This window comes from Fusibacter bizertensis (genome assembly GCF_029914245.1).
In the GTDB taxonomy this organism is placed as follows: domain Bacteria; phylum Bacillota; class Clostridia; order Peptostreptococcales; family Acidaminobacteraceae; genus Fusibacter_C; species Fusibacter_C bizertensis.
Genome location: NZ_JARYZI010000002.1, coordinates 81,782 through 106,050 on the forward strand (window position 1 = coordinate 81,782; position 24,269 = coordinate 106,050).

At 35.9% G+C, this 24,269-nt stretch carries 20 protein-coding genes and 1 riboswitch; of the genes, 9 read left to right on the forward strand and 11 right to left on the reverse strand.

The genetic code is table 11. The annotated features are described in order from the left end of the window. Positions 1-126 precede the first annotated feature (126 nt). Entirely contained in the window at positions 127-1,485 is a 1,359-nt protein-coding gene (locus QE109_RS03725) for an MATE family efflux transporter (protein WP_281093054.1), read from the forward strand. Here the strand turns inward: QE109_RS03725 and QE109_RS03730 are convergent. Continuing rightward, a complete protein-coding gene (locus QE109_RS03730; RefSeq protein WP_281093055.1) occupies positions 1,482-2,228 on the reverse strand; it encodes an acyl-[acyl-carrier-protein] thioesterase in 747 nt (248 codons plus the stop codon). The two genes, QE109_RS03725 and QE109_RS03730, sit on opposite strands and share 4 nt — an antisense overlap. A gap of 216 nt (positions 2,229-2,444) precedes the next feature. Between QE109_RS03730 and QE109_RS03735 the strand changes: the two genes are divergently transcribed. Then, complete coding sequence (locus QE109_RS03735; protein WP_281093056.1) at positions 2,445-3,689, forward strand: uracil-xanthine permease family protein; 1,245 nt, start codon at positions 2,445-2,447, stop codon at positions 3,687-3,689. 88 nt (positions 3,690-3,777) lie between these two features. On the opposite strand, the gene pdxR is transcribed toward QE109_RS03735, so the two are convergent. Beyond that, complete coding sequence (gene pdxR, locus QE109_RS03740) at positions 3,778-5,175, reverse strand: MocR-like pyridoxine biosynthesis transcription factor PdxR (RefSeq protein ID WP_281093057.1); 1,398 nt, start codon at positions 5,173-5,175, stop codon at positions 3,778-3,780. Positions 5,176-5,281: 106 nt separating this feature from the next. Between pdxR and QE109_RS03745 the strand changes: the two genes are divergently transcribed. The 3 genes from QE109_RS03745 to QE109_RS03755 all read left to right on the forward strand — a co-directional run bounded on the left by QE109_RS03745 (position 5,282) and on the right by QE109_RS03755 (position 8,382). After that, positions 5,282-6,025 (forward strand): ECF transporter S component, encoded by a 744-nt coding sequence (locus tag QE109_RS03745; RefSeq protein ID WP_281093058.1) that lies wholly within the window; start codon positions 5,282-5,284, stop codon positions 6,023-6,025. Between the two features lie 85 nt (positions 6,026-6,110). After that, positions 6,111-6,785 (forward strand): response regulator transcription factor, encoded by a 675-nt coding sequence (locus QE109_RS03750; RefSeq protein ID WP_281093059.1) that lies wholly within the window; start codon positions 6,111-6,113, stop codon positions 6,783-6,785. A 103-nt stretch (positions 6,786-6,888) separates the two neighbouring features. Then, positions 6,889-8,382, forward strand: coding sequence for a sensor histidine kinase (locus QE109_RS03755; protein WP_281093060.1), 1,494 nt, complete (start codon positions 6,889-6,891; stop codon positions 8,380-8,382). A 140-nt stretch (positions 8,383-8,522) separates the two neighbouring features. Here the strand turns inward: QE109_RS03755 and QE109_RS03760 are convergent, their stop codons facing one another. Further along, positions 8,523-9,713 carry a pyridoxal phosphate-dependent aminotransferase gene (locus QE109_RS03760; protein WP_281093061.1) on the reverse strand — a complete coding sequence of 397 codons (1,191 nt, stop codon included), beginning with the start codon at positions 9,711-9,713 and terminating at the stop codon, positions 8,523-8,525. Between the two features lie 126 nt (positions 9,714-9,839). After that, a riboswitch (cobalamin riboswitch) is annotated at positions 9,840-10,012 on the forward strand. Positions 10,013-10,161: 149 nt separating this feature from the next. Here QE109_RS03760 and cobT point away from each other — a divergent pair. Continuing rightward, positions 10,162-11,202, forward strand: a complete 1,041-nt coding sequence (gene cobT / locus QE109_RS03765; protein ID WP_281093062.1) for a nicotinate-nucleotide--dimethylbenzimidazole phosphoribosyltransferase — start codon at positions 10,162-10,164, stop codon at positions 11,200-11,202. A 65-nt stretch (positions 11,203-11,267) separates the two neighbouring features. Next, the gene (locus QE109_RS03770) at positions 11,268-11,999 is read left to right on the forward strand and encodes a glycerophosphodiester phosphodiesterase (RefSeq protein ID WP_281093063.1); all 732 of its coding nucleotides are present in this window, start codon (positions 11,268-11,270) and stop codon (positions 11,997-11,999) included. Between the two features lie 24 nt (positions 12,000-12,023). On the opposite strand, the gene QE109_RS03775 is transcribed toward QE109_RS03770, so the two are convergent. After that, positions 12,024-12,578: a hypothetical protein gene (locus tag QE109_RS03775; RefSeq protein ID WP_281093064.1), complete on the reverse strand. Its 555-nt coding sequence runs from the start codon at positions 12,576-12,578 to the stop codon at positions 12,024-12,026. 113 nt (positions 12,579-12,691) lie between these two features. Between QE109_RS03775 and QE109_RS03780 the strand changes: the two genes are divergently transcribed. Beyond that, positions 12,692-13,360: an RluA family pseudouridine synthase gene (locus QE109_RS03780; RefSeq protein ID WP_281093065.1), complete on the forward strand. Its 669-nt coding sequence runs from the start codon at positions 12,692-12,694 to the stop codon at positions 13,358-13,360. Between the two features lie 80 nt (positions 13,361-13,440). On the opposite strand, the gene QE109_RS03785 is transcribed toward QE109_RS03780, so the two are convergent. After that, positions 13,441-14,466 (reverse strand): branched-chain amino acid aminotransferase, encoded by a 1,026-nt coding sequence (locus QE109_RS03785; RefSeq protein WP_281093066.1) that lies wholly within the window; start codon positions 14,464-14,466, stop codon positions 13,441-13,443. A 239-nt stretch (positions 14,467-14,705) separates the two neighbouring features. Here QE109_RS03785 and QE109_RS03790 point away from each other — a divergent pair, with 239 nt between their 5' ends. Beyond that, the gene (locus QE109_RS03790) at positions 14,706-15,806 is read left to right on the forward strand and encodes an NAD(P)H-dependent flavin oxidoreductase (protein ID WP_281093067.1); all 1,101 of its coding nucleotides are present in this window, start codon (positions 14,706-14,708) and stop codon (positions 15,804-15,806) included. Positions 15,807-15,885: 79 nt separating this feature from the next. Here QE109_RS03790 and QE109_RS03795 read toward each other — a convergent pair whose 3' ends face one another. The 6 genes from QE109_RS03795 to QE109_RS03820 all read right to left on the reverse strand — a co-directional run bounded on the left by QE109_RS03795 (position 15,886) and on the right by QE109_RS03820 (position 24,255). Then, the gene (locus tag QE109_RS03795; RefSeq protein WP_281093068.1) at positions 15,886-17,805 is read right to left on the reverse strand and encodes a beta-galactosidase; all 1,920 of its coding nucleotides are present in this window, start codon (positions 17,803-17,805) and stop codon (positions 15,886-15,888) included. A gap of 151 nt (positions 17,806-17,956) precedes the next feature. Then, on the reverse strand, positions 17,957-19,015 hold the full coding sequence (gene mglC, locus QE109_RS03800) for a galactose/methyl galactoside ABC transporter permease MglC (protein WP_281093069.1): 1,059 nt from the start codon (positions 19,013-19,015) through the stop codon (positions 17,957-17,959). A gap of 15 nt (positions 19,016-19,030) precedes the next feature. After that, positions 19,031-20,548 (reverse strand): galactose/methyl galactoside ABC transporter ATP-binding protein MglA, encoded by a 1,518-nt coding sequence (gene mglA / locus QE109_RS03805; protein ID WP_281093070.1) that lies wholly within the window; start codon positions 20,546-20,548, stop codon positions 19,031-19,033. 148 nt (positions 20,549-20,696) lie between these two features. Further along, the gene (gene mglB / locus QE109_RS03810; protein WP_281093071.1) at positions 20,697-21,728 is read right to left on the reverse strand and encodes a galactose/glucose ABC transporter substrate-binding protein MglB; all 1,032 of its coding nucleotides are present in this window, start codon (positions 21,726-21,728) and stop codon (positions 20,697-20,699) included. An 82-nt stretch (positions 21,729-21,810) separates the two neighbouring features. Then, positions 21,811-22,821, reverse strand: coding sequence for a LacI family DNA-binding transcriptional regulator (locus QE109_RS03815; protein ID WP_281093072.1), 1,011 nt, complete (start codon positions 22,819-22,821; stop codon positions 21,811-21,813). Positions 22,822-23,157: 336 nt separating this feature from the next. Next, on the reverse strand, positions 23,158-24,255 hold the full coding sequence (locus QE109_RS03820) for a substrate-binding domain-containing protein (RefSeq protein ID WP_281093073.1): 1,098 nt from the start codon (positions 24,253-24,255) through the stop codon (positions 23,158-23,160). Positions 24,256-24,269: the final 14 nt, after the last annotated feature.

Sequence of the window (24,269 nt, forward strand, 5' to 3'; positions counted from 1 at the left end):
TTTTTTGTCATAATAGGTATTAAGGATTGATTTTTATTTCGATTGCCTACATAATATGTATGACAACCTTTACTTAACATATGCGCTTACATATGAAAATTACTTTTATATAAATTTGGAGGACCCGTGGTTTCACTAAGCTATAAAAAAAATACTGCATTTTACAAAATGCTTTTTACAATTTCCATACCTATTGTGATTCAAAACTTAATTTCTTCATCTCTTAACCTCGTTGACAATGTAATGATCGGACAACTTGGTGAGACTTTAATTGCTTCAACAGGACTAGCTAATCAAATCTTTTTTATAATGACTCTGATTCTCTTCGGTGGCAACAGCGGTATCAGTATCTATATCGCACAATTTTGGGGCAAAAAAGAAACCGATAAGATCAAGTCAGTGCTTTCACTTGGATTAATTTTTGCACTATTTGTTTCACTTATTTTCTTTATGGTAGGGTTTTTCTTTCCCTCTCAGGTACTAGGCCTGATGTCGCAAGACCCTGAAGTTGTAAAATATGGCACACAATATATCCAAATCGTAAGTATAAGCTATATCATCACTGCAATTAGCTTCACATTTGGTTTTTCATCAAGAAGTGTAGGCAATCCTAAACTTCCCATGAAAGCAAGTGTGATCTCACTTTTAATTAATACTGGACTTAATTACGTCTTAATATTTGGTCATCTTGGATTTGAGTCGATGGGTATAAGAGGCGCTGCAATTGCCACTTTAATTGCGAGAGTCGTCGAACTAATCATTATCTTGTCTGGAATTTATAGAACCATGCCGGTACTTGCTATTTCTATAAAGAATTTCTTTACTATTGAAAAAGAAATTGTTAAAAAAGTTGGAAAAACAGCTCTTCCGGTTATTTTTAACGAAGCATTTTGGTCTTTGGGCATGACTGTGTATGCACTTGTCTATGCTCGAATTGGTACAGAAGCAGTTGCAGCAGTTATGATCACCAATACTGTAAACAGTATCTTTATGGTCGTTGGTTTTGGTTTAGGTAATGCCTCCTCTGTCATGTTAGGTAACACACTTGGTGCTGGAGAGATTCCAAAGGCAATAGAATACAACAAGCGTTTTCTTGCACTTAGCATCCTTTGTGGAATCGTCATAGGACTTGCAATAACATTAACCGCTCCTTTAATTGTAAAAAATCTATACAACTTAACTGAAGAATCTTATGCGCTTACAATTCATACGCTTAAAGTTTTAGCACTTTTTATGTCCTTTAAGTTTTACAACACAATCATCATCATCGGTACACTTAGAAGTGGTGGCGACACACTTTATTCCATGTTGCTGGAAATCACATGCGTCTGGTTAATCGGCGTGCCACTCGCTTTTATTGGCGCATTTGTTTTAAAGCTTCCTGTATATTACGTTGTAGCACTTGTCAATATCGAAGAAATCGTGAAATTATTTTTAGGTTTGCCAAGATTATTGTCTAACAAATGGGCTAAACGTCTTGTCTAGTCTACTTTCGTCCATACAAATTCAACTTGGACACAACTTTGATTTTCCTCATTAAGAATATGATGTTGAGAAACTGCTCCTGTAGCAGTTTCTTTTTTTATAGTTTCTATGAACACTGACTGTTTTTCAAACACTTCTTTTTTAAATGCTACCTTCAAATCGATCAATTGAAACTGATCTAAAAAATCACTCCCAAGTGCATCAAGTGCCCATCTAATATAAGTGACATTGTTAACATGCTTATTAACATCTATATCTGTATACACAGCAACTCGCTGAGTTTTCTCCATTGAAGTCTGTTCTAAACTTTGGAAAGTTAGTTTTTCTGGCTTATTGGTGTGCTCATCAACACCAAAAACTTCATTTAAAACTTTAGGGATATTAACTTGCTTCCTATGTTCTGGATCAATATAAGCCCATTTGCTGATCCCACTTCCTATTTGCTTTCCATTCTCATCTACTATTTCATATCGCCTATATGCTATAAATTTTCTGAAATATGTCGGTTCAGTTTTTACGATTACATCACCAGCAAGTTTTGGCATCTCATCAAATGTGATTTTCCATTCTACAATCACCCAAAGCCCTGGTAATACGTCAGTTGAAAGTTCTTTTGTCATCGTTTCAAAATGAATTGTAGATATATCTTGTAAGAAGTTCATCATCGTCGTCGGTTTCAGTTTATAGTTTTTATCGAAGTCAAAGTAATTGAGTTGATACCTTCTGTTAAATAATACGCCCATGAATAGGCCTCCTATTGAATGTATGATGTATACATTATATAATAAGAAACTACTCAATAAAAGTTGATAATATAAAACTAATTTCAAGTTGCTTTTAAGCTTTAGATGTGTTATCATCTTTAAGAACTAAATAAAGCTTTTTAATTTGGTCCAGAGAGGCTAAGAAGAGAAGATTAAGGTCTTCTCCCAAGAAAAAGAAAAAAGGGAGGTTTTTTTATGTCTACAAATAGCTATGCAAGCAATGTTTCAACACTTAAAGATGTTAAAAGTTTCGTATTAGGGTTTCAACATCTTATCGCAATGTTCGGTGCTACGGTGCTCGTTCCAATCCTTACAGGTCTCAATCCATCAGTTGCACTTTTCAGCGCTGGTGTTGGTACTCTTATTTTTCACTTCTGTACAGAATTCAAAGTTCCTGTTTTCTTAGGTTCATCATTTGCATTTATTCCACTTATAATTCAAGTAAAAGATATGTATTCCGGTGATTTGGCTTATGCTCAAGGTGGTATAGTCGTTGCGGGATTTATTTATGTGCTCTTATCACTCTTAGTAAAAGCAGTTGGTGTTTCTAAGATCAAAAAATTCTTACCACCACATGTTGTTGGACCGATGATTATCGTAATCGGACTTAACTTATTACCTGTAGCAGTAAATATGGCTTCTTCAAATTATTTAGTAGCAATCATTACGCTTGGCGTGGCGCTTTCAACTAACTTACTAGGCAAAGGGTTTATCAAACAACTGTCAATCTTAATAGGTGTTGTAACAGGTTACATCGCATCAGCAATGTTTGGAATATTAGATGTCTCTGGCATCCAAAGTGCAGCATACCTTGCAATTCCAGCCTTTACACTCCCAAAATTCAGCGTTGAAGCAATTTTAATCATTGCACCAGTTGTACTAGCAGTTTTCATGGAGCACGTTGGTGATGTCACTACAAACGGCGCAGTTGTGGGAAAAAACTTTGTAGAAGATCCAGGTCTAAACAGAACACTTTTAGGAGATGGACTTGCTACAATGTTCGCTGGATTCATCGGTGGACCAGCTAATACAACTTACGGAGAGAACACAGGTGTTCTTGCACTTACTAAAAACTACAATCCAGCTATTCTTCGCATCACTGCAGGATTTGCAATTGTCTTAGCTCTTGTTGGAAAACTAGGTGCAACACTTTCTTCAATCCCAACTTCGGTTATGGGTGGCATCAGCGTGATGCTGTTCTCAATGATCGCATACATTGGCGTGAAGAACATTAAAGACAACAACGTAAAAATGAACGCTAAAAATGTTGTAGTGATGATTACTATCCTATTTATCGGTTTAGCGCCATCTTACCTTCCAAGTTTAAGCATGGCATTACCAGTTCCTGGAACAAGCGTTGCTTTATCAGGACTTAGCTTAGCTGCTTTAGTGGGTGTTATCTTAAATGCAATTATCAATGCTTTTTCAAAAGAAGCCTAGTTCACTTAAACAAGGACCAGTTTTAATATAACTTATAAATCAAAAGAGACGATCAAAGATGTAAACTCATCTTAGTTCGTCTCCTTTTTTATGCATTTACTTTTAATCTATGCGCAATTTCACCAATAGTATCAACAACTTTAATCATTTCTTCATCTGGCACACCACTATATGAAAAGACAATGATATTTCCTTCTTTATAGCCGGCTATTGCTTCAAGGGAAATCCCCATTTCTACACATGCGGTAATTAGTTTTCCCACATCAACACCTTTATCCAATGAGAGTGTTACATGCAGACCCGATCCTTTCCCAATTAGCGTTACTTCGTTATATTCACAGCATTTAAAAGCCTCTATTAGCATTTGATTTTTCTTACCATATATCTTACGAATTCGCCTAATATGCCTTTCAAATGCACCTTCTGACATATAACTTGCCAAAGCAAGCTGTTCAATCTTAGATACTGACTGAGAATATCTCGGTAACAACTGATTGAAAATCTCTGTTAATGATTCTGGTACAATCATAAAACTAATTCGAAGGGCCGGAATTAAAAGTTTTGAAAAAGAACCTACATAGATCACATGCTCTCCGCCTCTTAATCCCTGCAATGCAGGTACCGGTATGCCTTCATATCTAAGAAGACTATCATAATCATCTTCAATGATATAGCCGTTATTTTTATATGCCCAGTCTAATAATTGAAGTCTTTTTTTAATCCCCATTACACTTCCAGTTGGATATTGATGCGATGGAGATACATATACAAGTTTAGATTTAGACGTCTCTAAGAGTTTAATATCAATGCCATCATCTTGTAACGGTATTTTTTTCATTTGATATCCATAGTCTTCAAAGATATACATCCCTTTTGAAAAACCTGGATGTTCAAATGCAATACGGCTTTCAACGGTTCTAAAAGCAGCAGCAATCAAACCAAACAAATATTGGATGCCAGCACCGATTACAATTTGATCGGGTTTACATATTACCCCTCTAGACTGCCTTACAAATCTAGCAATTTCATCGCGCAACTCAAATTCCCCTTTTACATCCCCATAACTGAGTAAAGACTGCGTTTCATATTCTAGCACCCTATTAACGGCTTTTTTCCACTCTCCAAAATTGAAAGCACTTTCTTCAGTACCATCGCTATTATATGGCCTCCGAACTTGACTCTTCCCTTTAACGGTCGATGTCCTAAGTATATTATGTCTTAATTGCGCGAGCTCATGTGAATCAAATGCCATCACATAATAGCCACTCTTATTTCTACTTTCAATATAACCTTCTAATAACAATTGATTATATGCATTTTCTATAGTTGCCTTACTAATTTTTAACGTCTGAGATAACATTCTAACTGAAGGCAATTTTTCATTGTTTTTAAAATTACCCAATTCAATCTCTCGTTTTATATGTTCATACAACTGCTTATACTTAGGTGCTTTTGATTGACCAAAATCAAGAATAATCCCTATCATTCCCCACCTCAACTGACCTTATCATTTTGTATCATTCTGCATCTATTAACAGTGTCAATTATATATTAGTATAGTCATGTAAGCAAGCATTTTGGGGAGGAACATTATGAAAAGTAATTTGAGGGCACTTGTATATACTGCCTTGATGACAGCATTTGTTTTTATTACCACATCCATCATTAAAATTCCCATTCCTTTTACAGACGGTTATATACACGCTGGAGATATGTGTATCTTTATAGCAGGCATACTACTCGGCCCCTTATATGGTGGATTTGCAGCAGGTGTCGGATCAGCTATGGCAGATTTTCTCGGTGGGTATGGACAGTGGGTTTTACCAACTTTGATTATTAAGACCATTATGGGTATGATGATTGGCTATTTCGCTAAATCCGATAAAAATGTAAAACCTTTTATCGTTATTGCTATGATGATTTGGGTATCTTCGTTACTTACATTTTTATACACCATTTGGAACACCTCTATTGATTCTTTAGCTGCTCAAGTTGAAGATTTAGGGACGATAGATCAAGCGTTACAAATCGTAGGACAGCTAAAAACACAGCTACTGGTTGTGTCTATAGGGATTCCACTGCTGATTATCCTATTAACTTATCTTAAAAAGCGCTATCAAGTGACTATGAATCAACTGGTAAGCATGGTTATCGCAGGGATTTGGATGGTACTGGGATACTATATTGCTTCAAGTATAATGTATGGCAGTTTCATCGCTCCTATTTTTAGCATTCCTTGGAATATAGTACAATTTGGAGTTGGTGCAATTTTAGCTTTTATGGTTGTAGCAGCTTTAGAAAAAGCAAAAATAACGCACGAATCAATATTTAAATAATTTAAAATGAAGATCACGCTAGCTTAGGTTGTATGGCGTGATTTTTTTTGTTATATTAAAGGCATGGACTAAAAAGGAGCTACTCATGGAACGAATACTCATCGTAGAAGATGAACATAAAATCTCAAGAATAATAGAACTGCAACTTAAGCATGCAGGTTATGAAACAGATACCGCTTTTGACGGGTCAGAAGCTATTGTAAAAGTTAGCCTCAATAAATATGCACTTATTTTAATGGATGTGATGATGCCAAAAACTGATGGAATTACGGCATGTAATGCAATCAAAAAAATAAATCCAGAAGCTAAAATAATCATGTTAACAGCAAAAGATGATATTCAAGATGTCATCAACGGATTAGATTCTGGAGCTGATGATTATGTGACTAAACCCTTTGTTTTTGACGAGTTATTAGCTCGAATTAGAGCCAATATCAGGAAAAAGTCAGAGCCTTCAACTTCATCTGATTTATTGTCTTTTGAAGATGTACTTATCAATTCTGTTACGTTTGAAGTCACACGCTCTGGAAAACTAATTGAACTGTCTAAAACAGAATTTGATTTGTTGCGTCATTTGATGATCAACAAAGGAATCGTTCTTACGAGAGAACAAATTCTAAATAAAGTATGGGGCTATGATTATTATGGTAGTCTCAATATTGTAGACGTTTATATCAAATACCTTAGAGATAAGATTGATCGTGATTATGAACGTAAACTAATTCAAACCATAAGAGGACGTGGATACGTTGTACGTTAAGCATAAGTGGCAAGTTCTAAAAAAACGAATTAGAAGAGTCAAGTTAACTACTCGAATTACTGCTTCTAATGTCATTCTATTCTCTATTTTGATCTCTTTATCTATGTATTTTGTTACACTATTGACCAATCAGTTTTTGTATTTTAAAAATAGAGAAGAACTTACGACTTCACAGCAAAAAATCGAAGAGCTACTCATAACTGAAAAAGAAAAGATCCAGACATTTCAACCAGAGGATCGCATCCCTTATATCTATAAGATGTTTGAGAGTTACTATATCTTTGACAATTATAAAAAGCTCATGATTATCTTTGATTCCTCAGGTCGCACGTCATATGGTCTTAACAAAGATGTCTATGATATGCTAATACTCGATCAGTTAAAAGTGAATCCTCAAAATATAGACATCAACGTTATGTTAGACAAGAACATCATAACTGGCAACGAAATCTTAACTTTTGAGCTTTTTAGAAGCCTAAATGCAAGTGAGAACATAAGACTTATCGATCTCTCTTTAAACGTTCCGACTAAGGGAGGACTCCCTTTTATATCCGAGTCAAAGCTCTTTGGTTATGATGTCATGTATACTACGCTTCGGTTTGATACAAGAGATGATAATAGTTTATTTATCTCTGTTTTTCTATACCCAGAATTAGACAGCGATTTTCTTTTAAGTTTAAATTCTGCACTGATGGTTTCAGCCATTATTGGTATTCTTTTTTTATCAATATTTGGAAAGTTTTTTACAAGACGTGCACTTAAGCCATTGGTTGAATTATCTTATATTGCTCAAAGTGTTAATAAAGAAGTCTTAAACTATAGAATTCCACCGACAGAAAGTAACGATGAAGTCGATACGCTTATTAAAAGTCTTAATTTAATGCTGCAAAATTTAGAAGAAGCCTTTGACAATCAAAAAAGATTTGTTTCAGATGCTTCTCATGAACTTCGAATTCCTCTGACAATTGTCCTAGGCTACATCGATTTATTAAAAACCATGGGCACTGATGATAAGGCGTTGCTGGATGAATCTTTAACTTCCATAGAAACAGAAGCAACTCATATGAAAAATATGGTGGAAAAACTTTTAATCTTAGCAAGATTAGAAAACAATCGCGTCAAAGTAACTTATGAGTGGGTTAGCGTTTTAGATTTCATGGAAAAAGGATTAGCGGAATGCGAAAGACTCTATCCTTCATATCACTTTAAATTGGATTTAAAATACACAGATGACTTCTATATTGACTTAGAGATCATGACACAAATATTTAGAGCACTTGTAGAAAATGCTGTTAAATACTCTCCTGAAGATACCACTATTACTTTTCACAGCGAACTTAAGAATCAGTTTGTGGAAGTATCACTTTCTGATGAAGGAAGAGGTATAGCTAAAGAAAGTATCGCTAACCTTACCAATCGATTTTATAGATTAAATGAAGATCGCAACCGAAAAACTGGGGGTTCAGGACTAGGCTTAGCTATAGTAGATGCACTAATCAAAGCGCAAAGCGGGCATATGAGAATTGATAGCGAGGTTGGAAAAGGAACCAAAGTTTCTCTTTATGTTCCCAAAAAAACTAACAATAGATCATCATAAATTATTGTCTTATTGCTGATTACAAATTTTTGGAGCACTGTAGAATATCGAAGCACGAAAAAAGGTGCTGCTGCTAATCTAATTCTTAGATTTGCAACAGCACCTTTAATCTGCATTGATAAATGCACTAACACTTCTATCTATTTTTTGTTTTTATAATATTCTACTAATTGCTCAAAAGCAGGTAAAGATCTCTCTATCATAGCTAAATCAACACAATAAGAGATTCTAAAATATCCTGGATAGCCAAACCCACTTCCCGGAACTAATAATAAATTAAATTTCTTTGCTTCCATAACAAAGGCTACATCATCTGCCTCAAGTGCCTTAGGGAAAAAGTAAAATGCACCTTTAGGTTCAACCATCTCAAAACCAAGCTCAGATAATTTTTTAAAGAGTATATCTCTACGCACTTGATATTGAGAAATATCAACAGACTCTTCAAGTGAATCCGAAATTACCTTTTGCCACAGTGCTGGTGCGTTTACAAATCCAAGCGTTCTATTACAAAATGCAAGACCACTCATAAAAAGTTCAGCATCTTCAAACGCACTATTGATTGCAATATATCCGATTCTCTCACCTGCTAAACCAAGTGATTTAGAATATGAATTAATCATAATTGAATGTCTAAAAAAGTTGTGGATATTTGGTACTTTGATACCATCATATACAAGTGCTTTATATGGCTCATCGGAGATCAAGTAAATCTCTCTTCCAAACTCTGCTTCTTTTTTAAGTAGAATTTCACCCATCTTTTTAAGGGTTTCATCTGCATAGATCACACCTGTTGGATTGTTTGGTGAATTGATAATCACACAGCGCGTTTTTGCTGTAATGCTATTTTCAAATGCTTCTAAATCAGGTTCAAAATTAGCTTCATTGGTTTTTATAATGACTGGTACACCATTGTGGTTCTTAATATAAAATATATATTCTGCAAAGTAAGGCGCAAAAATGATAACTTCATCCCCTGCATCTAAAGTAGTTCGTAAAAGCACATTGATCCCACCTGCAGCTCCGACGGTCATCAATACATGTTCAAAACCTATTGGGTGATCAATGTCTCTGTTAATTGCATCAGCAACCTTTTGTCTAACTTCTGGAAAACCAGCATTATCCATATAGCGATGTGTTCCTTGTGCTTCACTGTTTACAAGCGCCTTAAGTTTATCTGTAACTGACTTTGGTGGTTCAAAATAAGGGTTTCCTAAACTGTAATCGTAGACATTATCTGCTCCGAACTCAGCTTTCAATTTTCCACCTTCAACAAACATTCTTCTTATCCAAGAAGCATTTTTTAAGTTCTCGCTTACTTCTCTTGAAATCATTATGACGCCTCCTTTAGTATACTCCTATACTATTATAACATGAAATATGAGCTATGCAATTTTTTAATAATGATTAAAATTTTTTTATAAATTTTATAGCCAATTGACGTTTCTCTTATTTTACTATACAATAATTACGATATAGGTGCCAATAAAATGGAGAATAGGGAATTAGGTGAAAGTCCTAAGCGAACCCATCACTGTATGACTGAGCAAACGCACATGCCACTGGGAAACTGGGAAGGCGCGTTTTAGCAAAGAAGTCGAGCCAGGAGACCTGCCTGTAATAGATTTGTATGGACGACGGTAAAGTTCATTACCAACAAGGGATTATTCTCCTCTATTGGTAATGAACTTTTTTTATAGCCAAAAATTATCGCCATATACTTCTAGACAGTACTCTACTTTATCGCTCTCTATAAAATAAATCATTTTATTTGGAGGCGTTATGAAAAATCAATTGTCAAAAATCACACCACTTCACCAAGAGATTATGCATCAAACAAGAGCACGTGTAGATTCACTTGTGAAACCACAAGGCTCACTAGGGGCTCTTGAAGAAATTGCGATTAAACTTTCTGGAATTTATGGTACAACGAAACCAAAAATTGAAAAAAAAGCTGTTATTGTTATGTGTGCTGATCATGGCGTATGCGCTGAAGGCATTGCATCTGCACCACCTGTTGTCACTTGGGTTCAATCTCTCAATATCGCAAAAGGGGTTTCAGGTGTAGGGGCTCTAGCAAAAGCAGCAGGTGCAACAGTCTACACTGTAGATATCGGTATCGATCAACCAGATAAACATCCTACTCTTATTGATAAACGAATTTTAAATGGCAGTGGCAATATCTCAAAGGGTAACGCAATGACTTATAAAGAAGCAACAGATGCTGTTCAAGTAGGTATTGATATGGTTAAACGCGCAGTAGATGAAGGTCATAATCTCATTGCTACAGGTGAGATGGGCATCGGAAATACCACCCCATCAACAGCGATATTGGCCCTTCTCACAGGGAAATCACCTTTTGAAATAACAGGCGTTGGCGCAAATTTTCCCGTGGACCAACTTGACCATAAGGCAGCTGTCATTGAAAAATCAATTAGCGGTAAAAAAATCAACTTAGATGATCCAATAGATATAATCGCCTCTGTTGGCGGACTAGACATTGCTGGAATGACAGGTATTATGCTTGGAGGTGCAATCTACCGAGTACCCGTTATCGTCGATGGATACATCTCGACTGTTTCTGCGATTCTAGCAAGTAAACTCGTTCCTAATCTAAATGACTTTATATTTGCTTCTCATGCTTCTGAAGAAAAAAGCGCTGCACTTGCAACTTCTTTACTTGGTTTAAAACCCTATTTAAATCTCAATATGCGTCTAGGTGAAGGAAGTGGTGCAGTTTTAGCGTTTAATTTACTTGAAGCTGCTTGTACCATGAACAATGATATGATCACATTTGAAGAGGCTGGTATAGGAGTCGTTTGATTTATTACTTCATGTAACTGGAATTTAGCGTTATAATAGAAGTAATATAATTTAAGGAGGATTAAATGACACTTATTTTTGGACATCGTGGCGCAAAAGCATATTATGCTGAAAATACTATTTTGTCTTTTGAGCATGCCATTGAGATGGGTGCTGATGGGATAGAACTTGATATCCACTATTCAAAAGACGGCGAAATTATGGTTTTCCACGATTTTACATTGAATAGAATGTGCGGCGTGAACGGATCAATCTTTGACTATACACTTTCAGAATTAAAGCGCTTTAAAGTTCAGTATCGCAACCAATATCAAGAAATTCCTACATTAAAGGAAGTCTTAGACCTCATCTTGAGCTTACAAGTTAAGCATCAAAAAAAAATTGTTCTCAATGTTGAACTTAAAGCTGGTAGTGACTTTTATCCTGATATAGAAAAAAACGCGATGGCACTTTGCTACTCAAAATTATCTAAGGATCAAGTTGTTTTTTCATCCTTTGACCACTATGCACTTAAAGAAATTAGAGGTCTTGATGCTATGGCTCAAACCGGTATACTTACTGCGTCTGCACTAGTCGATCCGTGGGAATACGTAAAAAAACTGGGCGCAAATTATTATCACCCAGCGTATTTAAGTTTAACACCTCGATTATTATCGGAAATCAGCCATACAGATCTGAAGGTTAACACCTATACAGTTAACGACACAACCATTGCAAAACAACTCATGTTAAATGGCATCAATGCAATCATCACAGATTCACCGGATATCATGGTTGAGCTTAGAAAAGGGATTTAGTATACTTATAGCTTAAATTTTCTATCATAGCTTGGCATCCACCAAATTACCAGCATAAGTTTTTGCTTTATCATCATAACCACCTTTGCTTGCAACGGTGGTTTTTGTTACTCCGCCTGATGCATATGATTTGCCACATTCCGGGCATATACTCGTAAAAATGCGAACACTTTGTGCAACCACCTCTGCATCTTTACTTTTTGCATCAGCTTGTTCGTTGGATACATGCTCTTGTTCGTGAGACATCACTGCAGCGAAAGATGCTTCTGGTGACACATGACTTGGCGATTTAAACGAGACTCCTGGATCATCTGAACCATCAATATAAGTCCGCGAACTACAGGTTGCGCATTCAACAATGCCCATTTGTTTAAGTTTTTTTTCACCATAAATGTCTACCAACTTTGATAAACGTTCATCAGGAGCAACTAATTTAAACTGACCTGAACGTGATGCTGGCAGCTGTGTCCTTTGTTCTGTAGAGTTGTCTTTTAGTAAAGAACCTGCAGCAGATGTATTGCTTGAACCTTGTGCATTTTGAGCCATATTTACAGGTGTTGATAAAGGATTAATCGCCATAATTCACCACCTCATTAAACAAAAGTAGACTATACTTTATGTTTATACCCAGTTAAATTCAAAAGCCACATTAAATTATGTCAACCAATTTCACCTCTATGAATGGAGTTATTATGAAAGTCATCTTTGAAGATAAACACATATTGGTAGTAGAAAAGCCCCAAAATATTCCCATACAAAGAGATCGAAAAGGAAGCGTAAACTTACTCGATCAAGCATTAGACTACCTCGAATTCAGTTGTGGAATAGATTCGCCATACTTAGGTCTTGTCCACCGCTTAGATCGTCATACCGGAGGTATCGTTGTTTTTGCCAAACACTTGCAGGCTACACGTACTTTAAGCGAGCTATTTGCCTCACACATGGTTAATAAACAATACCTTGCTCGCGTAGAGGGAGAAGTAAAAAGTAACCATTCAAAGTTGACCCATTACCTATTACCTGACCCTAGTAAAAATAGTGTCTCTGTTGTTTCTCGTGGTGTAAAAGGCGTTAAAGAAGCTATATTAGATATTACCGTTACTTCAGTTTACCATCTCGCTGAAGGTGATCTAAGTGATGTAATCATAAAACTTCACACTGGAAGACAACATCAAATCAGAGTACAACTATCTGCTTTGGGACATCCGATTTTGGGTGATGAGAAATATGGCGCTCATTGGTCAAGTGCATACAGAAACTCTATGACACTTTGGTCTACATCACTAAGCTTTAACGCTTTCGGAATAAAGTACGAGTTTCATTCCTCTCCTCCATTTGAGGGGAACTGGAAAATACTATAAATATTTTAGAAATTAAATAACGACATGAAAAAAGGACGGTTCTCACTTTAAAATGAGAATCGTCCTTAAGCATGTGTTGACTACTCCACTTTATAAATCCATCCTTTTGGTGCCTCAATTTCCCCAAATTGAATACCCACAAGTGTATCATAAAGTTTCTTTGTAACAGGACCTACTTCTGTTTCACTATGGAATACATGTAGTTTCCCTTTGTGCTCGATGCCACCGATCGGTGTAATTACAGCTGCAGTACCGCAAGCACCCGCTTCTGTAAACTCATCTAGATTATCAATGTAACAATCACGTTCTTCTACCGTTAAGTTCAGGTATTCCTTCGCAAGATGCATTAAAGAATACTTCGTTATACTCGGTAAAATCGAAGGTGAATCAGGCGTGATAAATTTACCGTCTGATGTTATTCCGAAAAAGTTAGCTGCGCCGACTTCTTCAATTTTAGTATGCGTTATTGGATCAAGATAGATACAATCCGCAAACCCTCTCTTTTTAGCCTCATAGTTTGGAAGCATGCTACCTGCATAGTTTCCGCCTACTTTAGCAGCGCCAGTACCATGTGGTGCGGCTCTATCCATGTCTGCAATTGTAAAGTTTACCGGTGCCATTCCACCTTTAAAATATGGACCAACAGGTACTGCAAATACGCCAAACATAAATTCTGGTGCAGATTTAACACCTAAGTTATGGCCAATACCAATTACATATGGACGAAGGTAAAGTGTTGCACCTGTGCCATATGGTGGTACCCAGTGAAGATTTGCTTTTACAACCTGCATACACGCATCGATAAATTTATCAACTGGTACTTCAGGCATCATCACGCGATTACAGCTTTGAATCATTCTCTTCGCATTTTCATCTGGTCTAAAAAGCTGCACGTCTCCATTTGGAGTTCTATACGCCTTTAGTCCTTCAAAACACTGTTGTCCATAATGGATAGCAGTAGAAGCTTCACTAATAGTAATCATATTATCTTCTATTAGTTTACCCTCATCCCAATTACCATCTTTCCAAATTGACACATAACGCAAATCTGTTTTCGTGTAACTAAAACTTAAATTAGACCAATCAATTGATACATTTTTACTCATCTTCCAAGCCCCTTTCAGTATAATCGTTCTTGGAAAAAGGTTACCCAAGACCATTATAATATGGTTACTGCTAAATTTCTATCTATTATACGTTAAAAATGAAAATAATAAAATAAAAAAATAATTAATAACAAAGACATAACAGTTTATAAAGGATTTATAGCATTTATTCTAATCTCATTGTACCTAATACTTGGTTGCTGTATGATGAATACGATTACGAATAAATTGGAGGCAATATGAAACTTCCTGAATTGAAAATTGGGCAATTTACAATAAAAATCCCTATCATATTGGGCGCAATGGGGGTCGGCGTTACAAGATCTGGTCTTGCATCAGCTGTAACAACAGCTGGAGGCTTAGGTGTCATCTCAGGTGTTAACCTTGGCTTTAAAGAATCCGACTTTTATACCAATAGACTTGAAGCGAATCTACGCGCACTTAGACACGAAATTCAAACTGCTAAAACTAAAACTAAAAACGGCTTAATTGGTGTCAATTTTATGGTCGCTATGAACAATTATAAAGAACATGTTACAGAAGCCGTTAAAGAAGGAATTGATTTTATCATTTCAGGTGCTGGTCTTCCTGCTGAACTTCCTGGACTCGTCAAAGGATCAAGAACAAAAATTGTTCCTATCGTTTCTTCAGCTAAAGCAGCGCAAGTCATCGCTAAACTATGGGATCGCAACCATCAAATAGCACCCGATGCAGTTGTAATTGAAGGTATCAAAGCGGGAGGACATCTAGGTTTTTCAAAGGATGAACTTTTAAATCAAACGTTTGATCCAGAGGGTGTCATAAAAGCAGTTAAAATTGCTCTAAAACCATATGAAATCAAATATGAGAAAACTATTCCCGTCATTTTTGCTGGTGGAGTATATGATGGTGAAGATATCGCTCAGATGCTTTCCTATGGCGCTGATGGGGTCCAAATGGCTACTAGATTTGTCGCAACAGAAGAATGTGATGCACATCAGAACTTCAAAGATGCTTATGTAAACGCAAATGCTTCAACTGCCAAAATCATTATTAGCCCCGTGGGTATGCCGGGTAGGGCACTCAACAACCCATTTATCCAAAGAATTGGTGCAGGTGAAAAACCTAAAATTGAACGTTGTGTCAATTGCCTTTCAACTTGCAATCCAAAAACTACGCCTTACTGCATCTCTGCGGCATTGGTTGCGTCAGTACAAGGCGATGTGGAAAACGGCTTGATTTTTGCTGGTGAAAATGTTTTTAAAGTAGATAAAATCCTTCCCGTTGCTACTCTTATGAAAGAACTCGTTGATGAAGCGGAGTCTTTTTTATCACTGAATTCAATTGGTGAAAACCAATAACATAACTAAACTTAGAAATCAAAAAAAGTAAAAGAGGAATGCTCAAACACTTATTACGTTTGAGCATTCCTCTTTTTACTTATATTTCAATCAATTTTACCTCATATGGTGCAATCTCTATCTCTCTATATTTTAATACAGCTTCAGTATGATTAAGCAGTATTTTTGCACTTGATCTACTCACCAGTTCTAAACCTTCTGTCAATTCCAAGACTTCAATCTCTTGTTTTTGACAAGCTTTGCTTGCCAACATTTTCATAGTATTATCATCTAAGCTTCCACCTAAATAGTATATACTGCCCTTCTCAATGACCTTTTCAACAACAGCTGCATATTCACTATAAAACTTGTCAGTATAACTAAATAATACCCTCGCTGATGTTGTTTTAATCATATCACGCCAAACGGTTATTTCGCCTTTTTCTCCATGACCCGTTTCTATAAATACAACTTGATTTTTACCTAATGACTCATATTTTTCTATGGTTATACCGCACATTTTCTGAAGTGCATTTTCGCCAAAATAAAGGTTGTTTTCTTTATCTTTGATTCCACTTCTATAGCCAAAAATTGCGATGCCACCTTTTTTAACAAACGCTTCTACTTTTAACCTGAGTGATTCATCTACAATTTGCATAGCAGGTAGCACAATAATCTTATAGTCATCAAAATCTTTATTCACTGAAATGACATCAGTCATGACATTCAGACTATAAAAACCTTTATATAACTTAACAAACTCTTCAGTAAAATCAAATGCATGACTTTGTGGCTGAGCAGACCAGGACCATCTATTGTCATAGTCATATAGAACTGCAACGTCGGCTTTAATAGGTGTTTGGTAGTGCGCTTCATCTCTCTTCATGTCTTCAAAAAAGGCTTCTACTTCTCTATACTTTTCATTTTCAAGGTTATCGCTGTCTAATATCCCCTGACAAAATTGTTCCGCACCTTTTGTCATCCCACGCCATCTAAAATAAAGAAGTGCTTCACATCCTCTCGCCATCGCTTGATGTGACCACAGTTTTGCTTGATTTGGTCTTGGTAGATAACCTATAACAGTATGCCCTTGTGCACCCATGAGTTCTTCCACAATCCAGAAATTAGACTTTTTAAGGCCTCTTATATAATCAAGTGTCATCGCAATATGCGCTGGCTGTAGTGGTTTCTCCAATCCACCCCAAACAGGATAGTTATCATATGCAACAACGTCTAGATGGTCTGCTAAAACATTTTGATCATAAGCACGATCGAAAAATCCACCAAATAAATTGTGAATCACTTTTTGCTCATCACGTTTAAACTTGTTCACAATATCGATCTGTAGTTTGGCATAATCGTTGATACTTGCTGATCTAAACCTAGCCCAATCTAGCAAAAGACTTGGATTATGTGAAGTAATTGTAGGTTTAGGTACAGGAACTTCATCAAACGCGTTATATGTCTGTCCCCAAAATATGGTGCCGTATGCTTTATTAAGGTCATCAACATCCTGATATTTTTTCTTCAAAAACATATGAAATCCCTTTTCACAATTTGGACAATAACATTGATCTGAACCTTCATGTCCTAATTCATTGTCAATTTGCCAAGCAATTATAGCCTCTTCTTTTTCATAATGCGATAAAAGTTGAGTTACGATCTTCACAGTAAGTTCTCTATATTTTTCAGAATTATAACAATAAAGTCTACGTCCACCAAAAGCATGTGGGTTACCGGATTCATTTTCAGCAATTATTCCTGAATATTTTTTCGCTACCCAAGCTGGAAAAGTCGCTGTTGGCGTTCCAAATATAACTTTTAAGTTTTTCTTTTTTAAAGCGACGATGACCTTATCAAAATATGAGAAGTCAAACTCGCCTTCATTTTTCTCCATTAGATGCCATGCGAATTCTCCTATACGAACGGTATTGGCACCTAATTTACATATTCTATCAATATCCTCTTCAAGCATATCTTCTGACCAATGCTCAGGATAATAATCAACACCTAAAATCATGGGAACCTCTTTTTATAATTTTATTTGATTTTTTAGTTTATATAACCCCTTTTATTATCAATAAGGTAAAAATAAAGGCCATCACCTTTATAAAAACGGCATATTGAAGGGGCGCTGTTTTTATGAAACGAAATGACCCAAGAGGAGGATTTTACTTTCTCTTTATATATTTACGATTATCGATAGCTACTGCGGTTACAATGATCAAACCCTTTATAATAAATTGCAGATAAGGATTGACCCCAATAAATGACAAGCCGTATGCGATAACTTGGAATATCAATACTCCTGTTACGATACCAGCTATACTTCCGATACCTCCGGAGAAGGATAAACCACCGACTATACAGGCTGAAATTGCATCAAGTTCATAGCCATTACCAGTGTTATTGGTTGCCGATCCAATACGTGCGGCTTCAAGTGCACCACCAAGTCCATAAAGTAAACCAGCTAACACATAAACTAAGATAATCATCTTAGCGACATTTACACCCGATACAGCTGCTGCTTCAGCGTTACCGCCTACTGCAAATAAATTTTTACCAAAACGCGTCTTATTCCATAAGAACCACATAAAGACGACTGCTATAATTGCATATAATACAAGGAACGGTATAATTACCTCTCCAAATTTAAAATAACCTTGTGCTACTTTTGCAAATCTTGGATCTAGCCCACCAATTGGCTGTGCACCATACGGTGGTCTATCATAGTAAATTGAAGTAACACCATATACGACTACCATCATACCCAAAGTTGCAATAAATGGATCGACTTTAAATTTAGCAACTACAAATCCATTGATCCCACTAAAAAATGCAGTTACAATCATGACTAGAACAATTGGTACGATAACCCATAATGTTGGCATATCTGGGTACATCTTGTAAAGATAATCAGGCGCTTGCAATAATGAAGCCGAGATTACTGCTGCAAGACCAACTTGTCGACCAAGAGAAAGGTCTGTCCCTTTTGCAACGATAATGGTACCAACACCAAGTGCAAAGATCGTTCTAGTTGAAGCTTGTGTCAATATATTTGTAAAGTTAGTTAGTGAAACAAATCTTGGTTCAATCGCAACAATCACCACCATGAGAGCAAATAAAACAATTATGATAGCATTATTCATTAAAAAGTCCAAAAAATCTTTTTTAGTTATGTTTGAAAAATTGACACGTTTTTTACCGTGCTTGTTTACCTTTTCTGACATATCGCCATCTCCCCACTATAAATATTTAGAAGACAATCTTAAAATCTCTTCCTGCGATGTTTCTTTCGTATTGACAATACCTGCAAGCTTACCATTGCTCATAACGAGAATTCTATCTGTAATTCCAAGTAATTCTGGCATTTCAGATGATACCATGATGATACCCTTACCTTTTTCAGCTAAATCTATCATCAATTGATATATATCATATTTTGCACCAACATCAATTCCTCTGGTTGGTTCATCGAGCAATAGAACCTCTGGTTCAGTTAGCAGCCATCTCCCAATAATAACTTTCTGTTGATTACCACCAGAAAGAGACATAATTCTTGTTTTATTATTTGGGGTTTTTACATTCATGCTACTGACAACCCACCTTGTATCTTCAATAATTTTGTTTTCATCTAAAATAGAAAATGATTTTACATAGCGATCAATATTTGCAATAACTGAGTTAAAATAAATATCTTGATTTGCAAAAATGCCTGTTGCTCTTCTCTCCTCAGTTACAAGTGCAAAACCATTTTTTATAGCGTCACGAGGTGATTTGTTATTCATCTCTTTGCCATTTAAAGTGATTTTACCGGTTGCTTGTCTTTCAGCAAAGATAGATTCTACAACATCTGTTCTTCTAGCGCCAACCAGTCCTGCAATCCCAAGAATTTCACCTTTTTTAAGTTCAAACGAAACATCTTTGATTGACGGTTGGTAGACTGCTGTTAGATTTTCAACTTTCAGGATCACATCTTTAGGTGTATTCGTTTTAGGTGGGAAACGATGTGTTAAATCACGTCCAACCATTAAACTGATAATTTCATCCGTTGAAATTTCACTTACTTTTTTCGTTGCAATCCACTTTCCATCTCTCATAATGGTAACTTCATCACAAATTTGCTCAAGTTCTTCCATTTTATGAGAAATATAAATAACTGAAACACCTTTTTCTTTAATAGCTCTAATAATATTAAATAAATGCCCTACTTCTTTTTCAGTTAATGATGATGTAGGCTCATCCATAACAATCAGTTTAGAATTATAAGAAACTGCCTTTGCAATTTCTACCATCTGACATTCAGAAACTTGAAGTGAACTAACTTTGGTTCTAGGATCAAGTTTGATATCCAAATCTTTAAATATGGCCAATGTGTCTGAGTACATTTTATCTTCATCTACGAAGAGTCCTTTTTTAGGAAAACGACCAAGCCAAATATTATCCATTACTCTAGTACTTCTTACTTGGTTAAGTTCTTGATGTACCATAGAAACACCATTATCCAACGCGTGCTTTGAAGAAGTAAAATTAACATCGCTCCCATTTAGACGAATGCTACCCGAATCCATATGATAAATGCCAAATAGACATTTCATCAATGTTGACTTACCTGCACCATTCTCCCCCATTAAAGCATGAACGCTTCCCTTACCAACCTTCAAAGTGACGCCATCTAATGCTTTAACTCCAGGAAACTCCTTAGATACTTCGTTCATTTCAAGCAAATACGCTGTATTTTCTTTTAATGAATTTTCTTGCATGGATTACGCCTCCTTTCAAACTATATATTGAATACCCATTTTGACAATGTGTAATTTTTTCTTTCTAAATTTATATGAATTATTCTATAATTTCTCAAAAAATTCGAGATGCAGTAGCTGCATCTCGAACAGTTTCTATCATAATGACTTATTTGTATGCTTCTTCAGCAAACTCGATATTGTCAATTGTAACAGCTACATAAGGAACACGAACAGCTTTACCTTCATCTAATGTCCATTCAGTACCATCAAGTGGATCTTTTCCATTAGCAACGTTAAGTGCTAAATCAAATGTTGCGCCACCTTGGTTTTTAGCATCGTTTAATACTGTACCAACCATTTTACCTGCTTTGATTTGCTCAAGTACATCTGGAATAGCATCTACGCCAACTACAGGCATAAATTTACCATCATCAAAGTAACCAGAAGCATTTAATGATTGAACAGCACCAAGTGCCATACCATCGTTGTTGCAGATAACCATCTCGATTGCATCGCCGTGTTTAGCAATCCAAGCGTCCATTAATTCTTTACCTTTTACAGAGTCCCACATACCAGTTTGAAGTTCTAACTCTTCAACTTGGATACCAGCTTCAACGATTGTTTCTACTGAATATTTAGTTCTAGCTTCTGCATCTGGATGTCCTGGCTCTCCTTTAAGAAGTACATATGACATAACGCCATCGCCATTTCTATCCCATTCTGGGTTAGCTTTCCATGCATTTGCAATTAATTCACCTTGGATAACGCCAGCTTCTGCAGATGCAGTTCCAACATACCAAGCTTTATCATAGCTAGCTAATACAGAAGTTTCAGGTTCTTTATTAAAGAAGATTACTGGTAAATCAGCTTTTTTAGCTTTTTCAATAATTGCGCTAGCAGCTTGTGGATCAACTAAGTTGATTGCCAATGCTTTTGCACCTTTTGAAATCATTGTATCTACTTGGTCATTTTGTGTTGCTTGAGAATTTTGTGAGTCATTCATTTCTAGTGTTGCTTTTCCTTCAGCTTTTGTTTCAATTGCTCTTCTTACGAAAGACATGAAGTTGTCATCGTATTTGTAAATTGTAACGCCGATAGTTGGTAACGCATCGCTAGAACCTTCGTCAGCTTTTGCGCCACATGCAGATAATGAGAACATCATTACCAAAATCAATAGAATTGCTGTAAACTTTTTCATAAAATTCATCTCCCCAAGTTATAAATTGTGTACTACATTTTCATCTTAGTAAATATTTACGAAACTGTCAAGAAAAATTTACTTAAACTTTACAAATACTTTCTCTTATTTGTAATGCAGTTGGAACAATTACTTTTTTAGCAATAGTTCTTTTTCTCAGAATTCTTTCAAGAAGCAACTCCACAGCAGTTTCACCCATAAATTCTTTATGAACGCGTATGGAAGTAAGTGGCGGTACTGTGTATTTAGATGTAGGGATATCATTAAAACCAACGATGCTAACATCTTTAGGAACTTTTAGTCCACATTCATGTATAGCTCTTAGGACGCCAATTGCTATAGAATCACTTGCCACAAAATAGGCAGTTGGCAAAGGATTCACGTTCTGAATCGCTTGCTTCATAAGTCTATAACCTGACTCTGCTAAAAACGCACCAATGAGTACGTTTTTTTCATCGAAGACACCTAAGTCAATCATATGCTGTCTAAAGACACTCTCACGTCTCTCTCCAAGCGCGATCTGATCGGCTCCAATGTATTCCCTTCCACCGATGTAACCTATGTTTCGATGACCTATTTGCCACAAATGATCTAGTGCACCCGTCACTGCTTTCTCAAAATCAATCACAACACTGTCAAACCGTTCCTCCTGTGGGGAAGAATCGACAAAGACAATATTTGGAGACTGTTCGCAAATCTTAGAAATCTGTCCCTGAGTAAATTTACCGATTGCGATAAAACCATCTACAGATTCCAATTTCTGAAAATCATATTCATCTGGTTTGAAGATTTTCACGATTTCAATATTATTTTCATAGCACATTTTCTCAATGCCTAATCGAATAGACATATAATAAGGATCATCAAGCTCTTGGGACATCGTATACCAATGAACAAGTCCAATTTTCAACTTTTTCACTGCCTTACTAACGTTCCTTTTTCTCGGTGGCATATACTCCAATGACTCAGCGATCTCTAAGATAAGTTTTCGCTTTTCATCCGAAACGGATAAAGTTTCATCGTAGTTTAAAACCCTCGATACTGTTGCTGAAGATACACCCGCTTTTTTTGCTATGTCCTTAATCGTTGCCATCTTTTTACCTCTTTCAATATTTAGTTACACACCTCACGGTTAATTTTAGTAAAGTTTTACTGGTAATATCATAACTCTTTAAAAGAGTTTTAGCAATATCCCCTACTATTTTAATCGTTTCATAGGTAAATGTCTCAATATTTGTGAAAAAAATAAAAAAATCATTCAGACCAAATCATAATAAAAGTTTACACAAAATTAACAACAATGTCACTTCACTAATTTAACCAGTTTTTTTGTTGATTTCATCAATTTTTTTAACTTTAATGTATACAAAAGAAAACACAGAAAAATTTAAGATTAAATTTTTCTGTGTTTATTGTACTTTGAAAAGTATTATTGTCCATCATTGATATTTCTATATATGTCTTCTTTGCGATGAAAACCACTCTTTATAACAACACTCTCCATATTATCTAAATCTACGACATAAGCATCTAATTTTAAATAAGGAATGTTATCATAGTTATTATAGATAGAATCATTGGCAATTATTTTTTCGCCCTTGGCCATGCTTACTGCTATTTTCGCCGTAGTAGAAGCTAAGTCATAGATTGGTTTATAAGCTGTTGCTAACTGTGTTTTTTCAACGATACGTTGACATGCTGACAGTTCAGCATCTTGACTTACAACCAGTACTTCACCCGCTTTCCTCCATTTTGATAATATTTCTATAGCACCCGTTGCAAGCACATCGTTGGCAGCAATAATCCCATCAATCCGCTCTCCTTTTGACAAGTTTTCTTCGACTAAATCTTTAGCAACTTGCTCTCTCCATTCATTTGCCCACGTTTCATCAAGTACATTTACAAAGCCTGCATCGATATATTCTTGAATAGCTGCATAGATACCTTCATTCAAAAGTTTAGAATTATTGTCTTTGGGATCTCCATTGATAATCAGAAGATTATAAGGTTTAAAAGATTCATCTGATGTATCTAATTCATTTTTCCTAAACTCATCAATTAACCTTTTAGTAATGCCTCTACCGATTTCGACGTTATCAAAGGAAACATACAAGTCAACATCTGGGTGCATAATTAGCCGATCATAAGCAATGACATCTATATCATTTCTTTCAGCTTCGCTGATAACATCATAGAACGCTTTAGCATCATTTGGGACAATAATTAGGACATCTACCTGTTGATCAATCAAATACTGTATTTGTTCTGTTTGTTTATCTATACTCTCGTTAGCAATCTGGACATTGAGTTCTGCACCAAGCTCATTAACGGTTGCAACTAAGATTTCGAGTTCTCTTTGCCAGCGCTCTACGACGATACTGTCAAGAGAAAGACCTATCATTATTTTATCTCTTTTCTCAGCTTTGTCTTTATCTATGCATCCAGATAAAGTAAAAGTCATCGTCATAATGCAGATAAAAGCAATTAACCTCATAAAACTTACTTTTACTATTCTTCCATGTTTCATAGTGGTCCCCCATT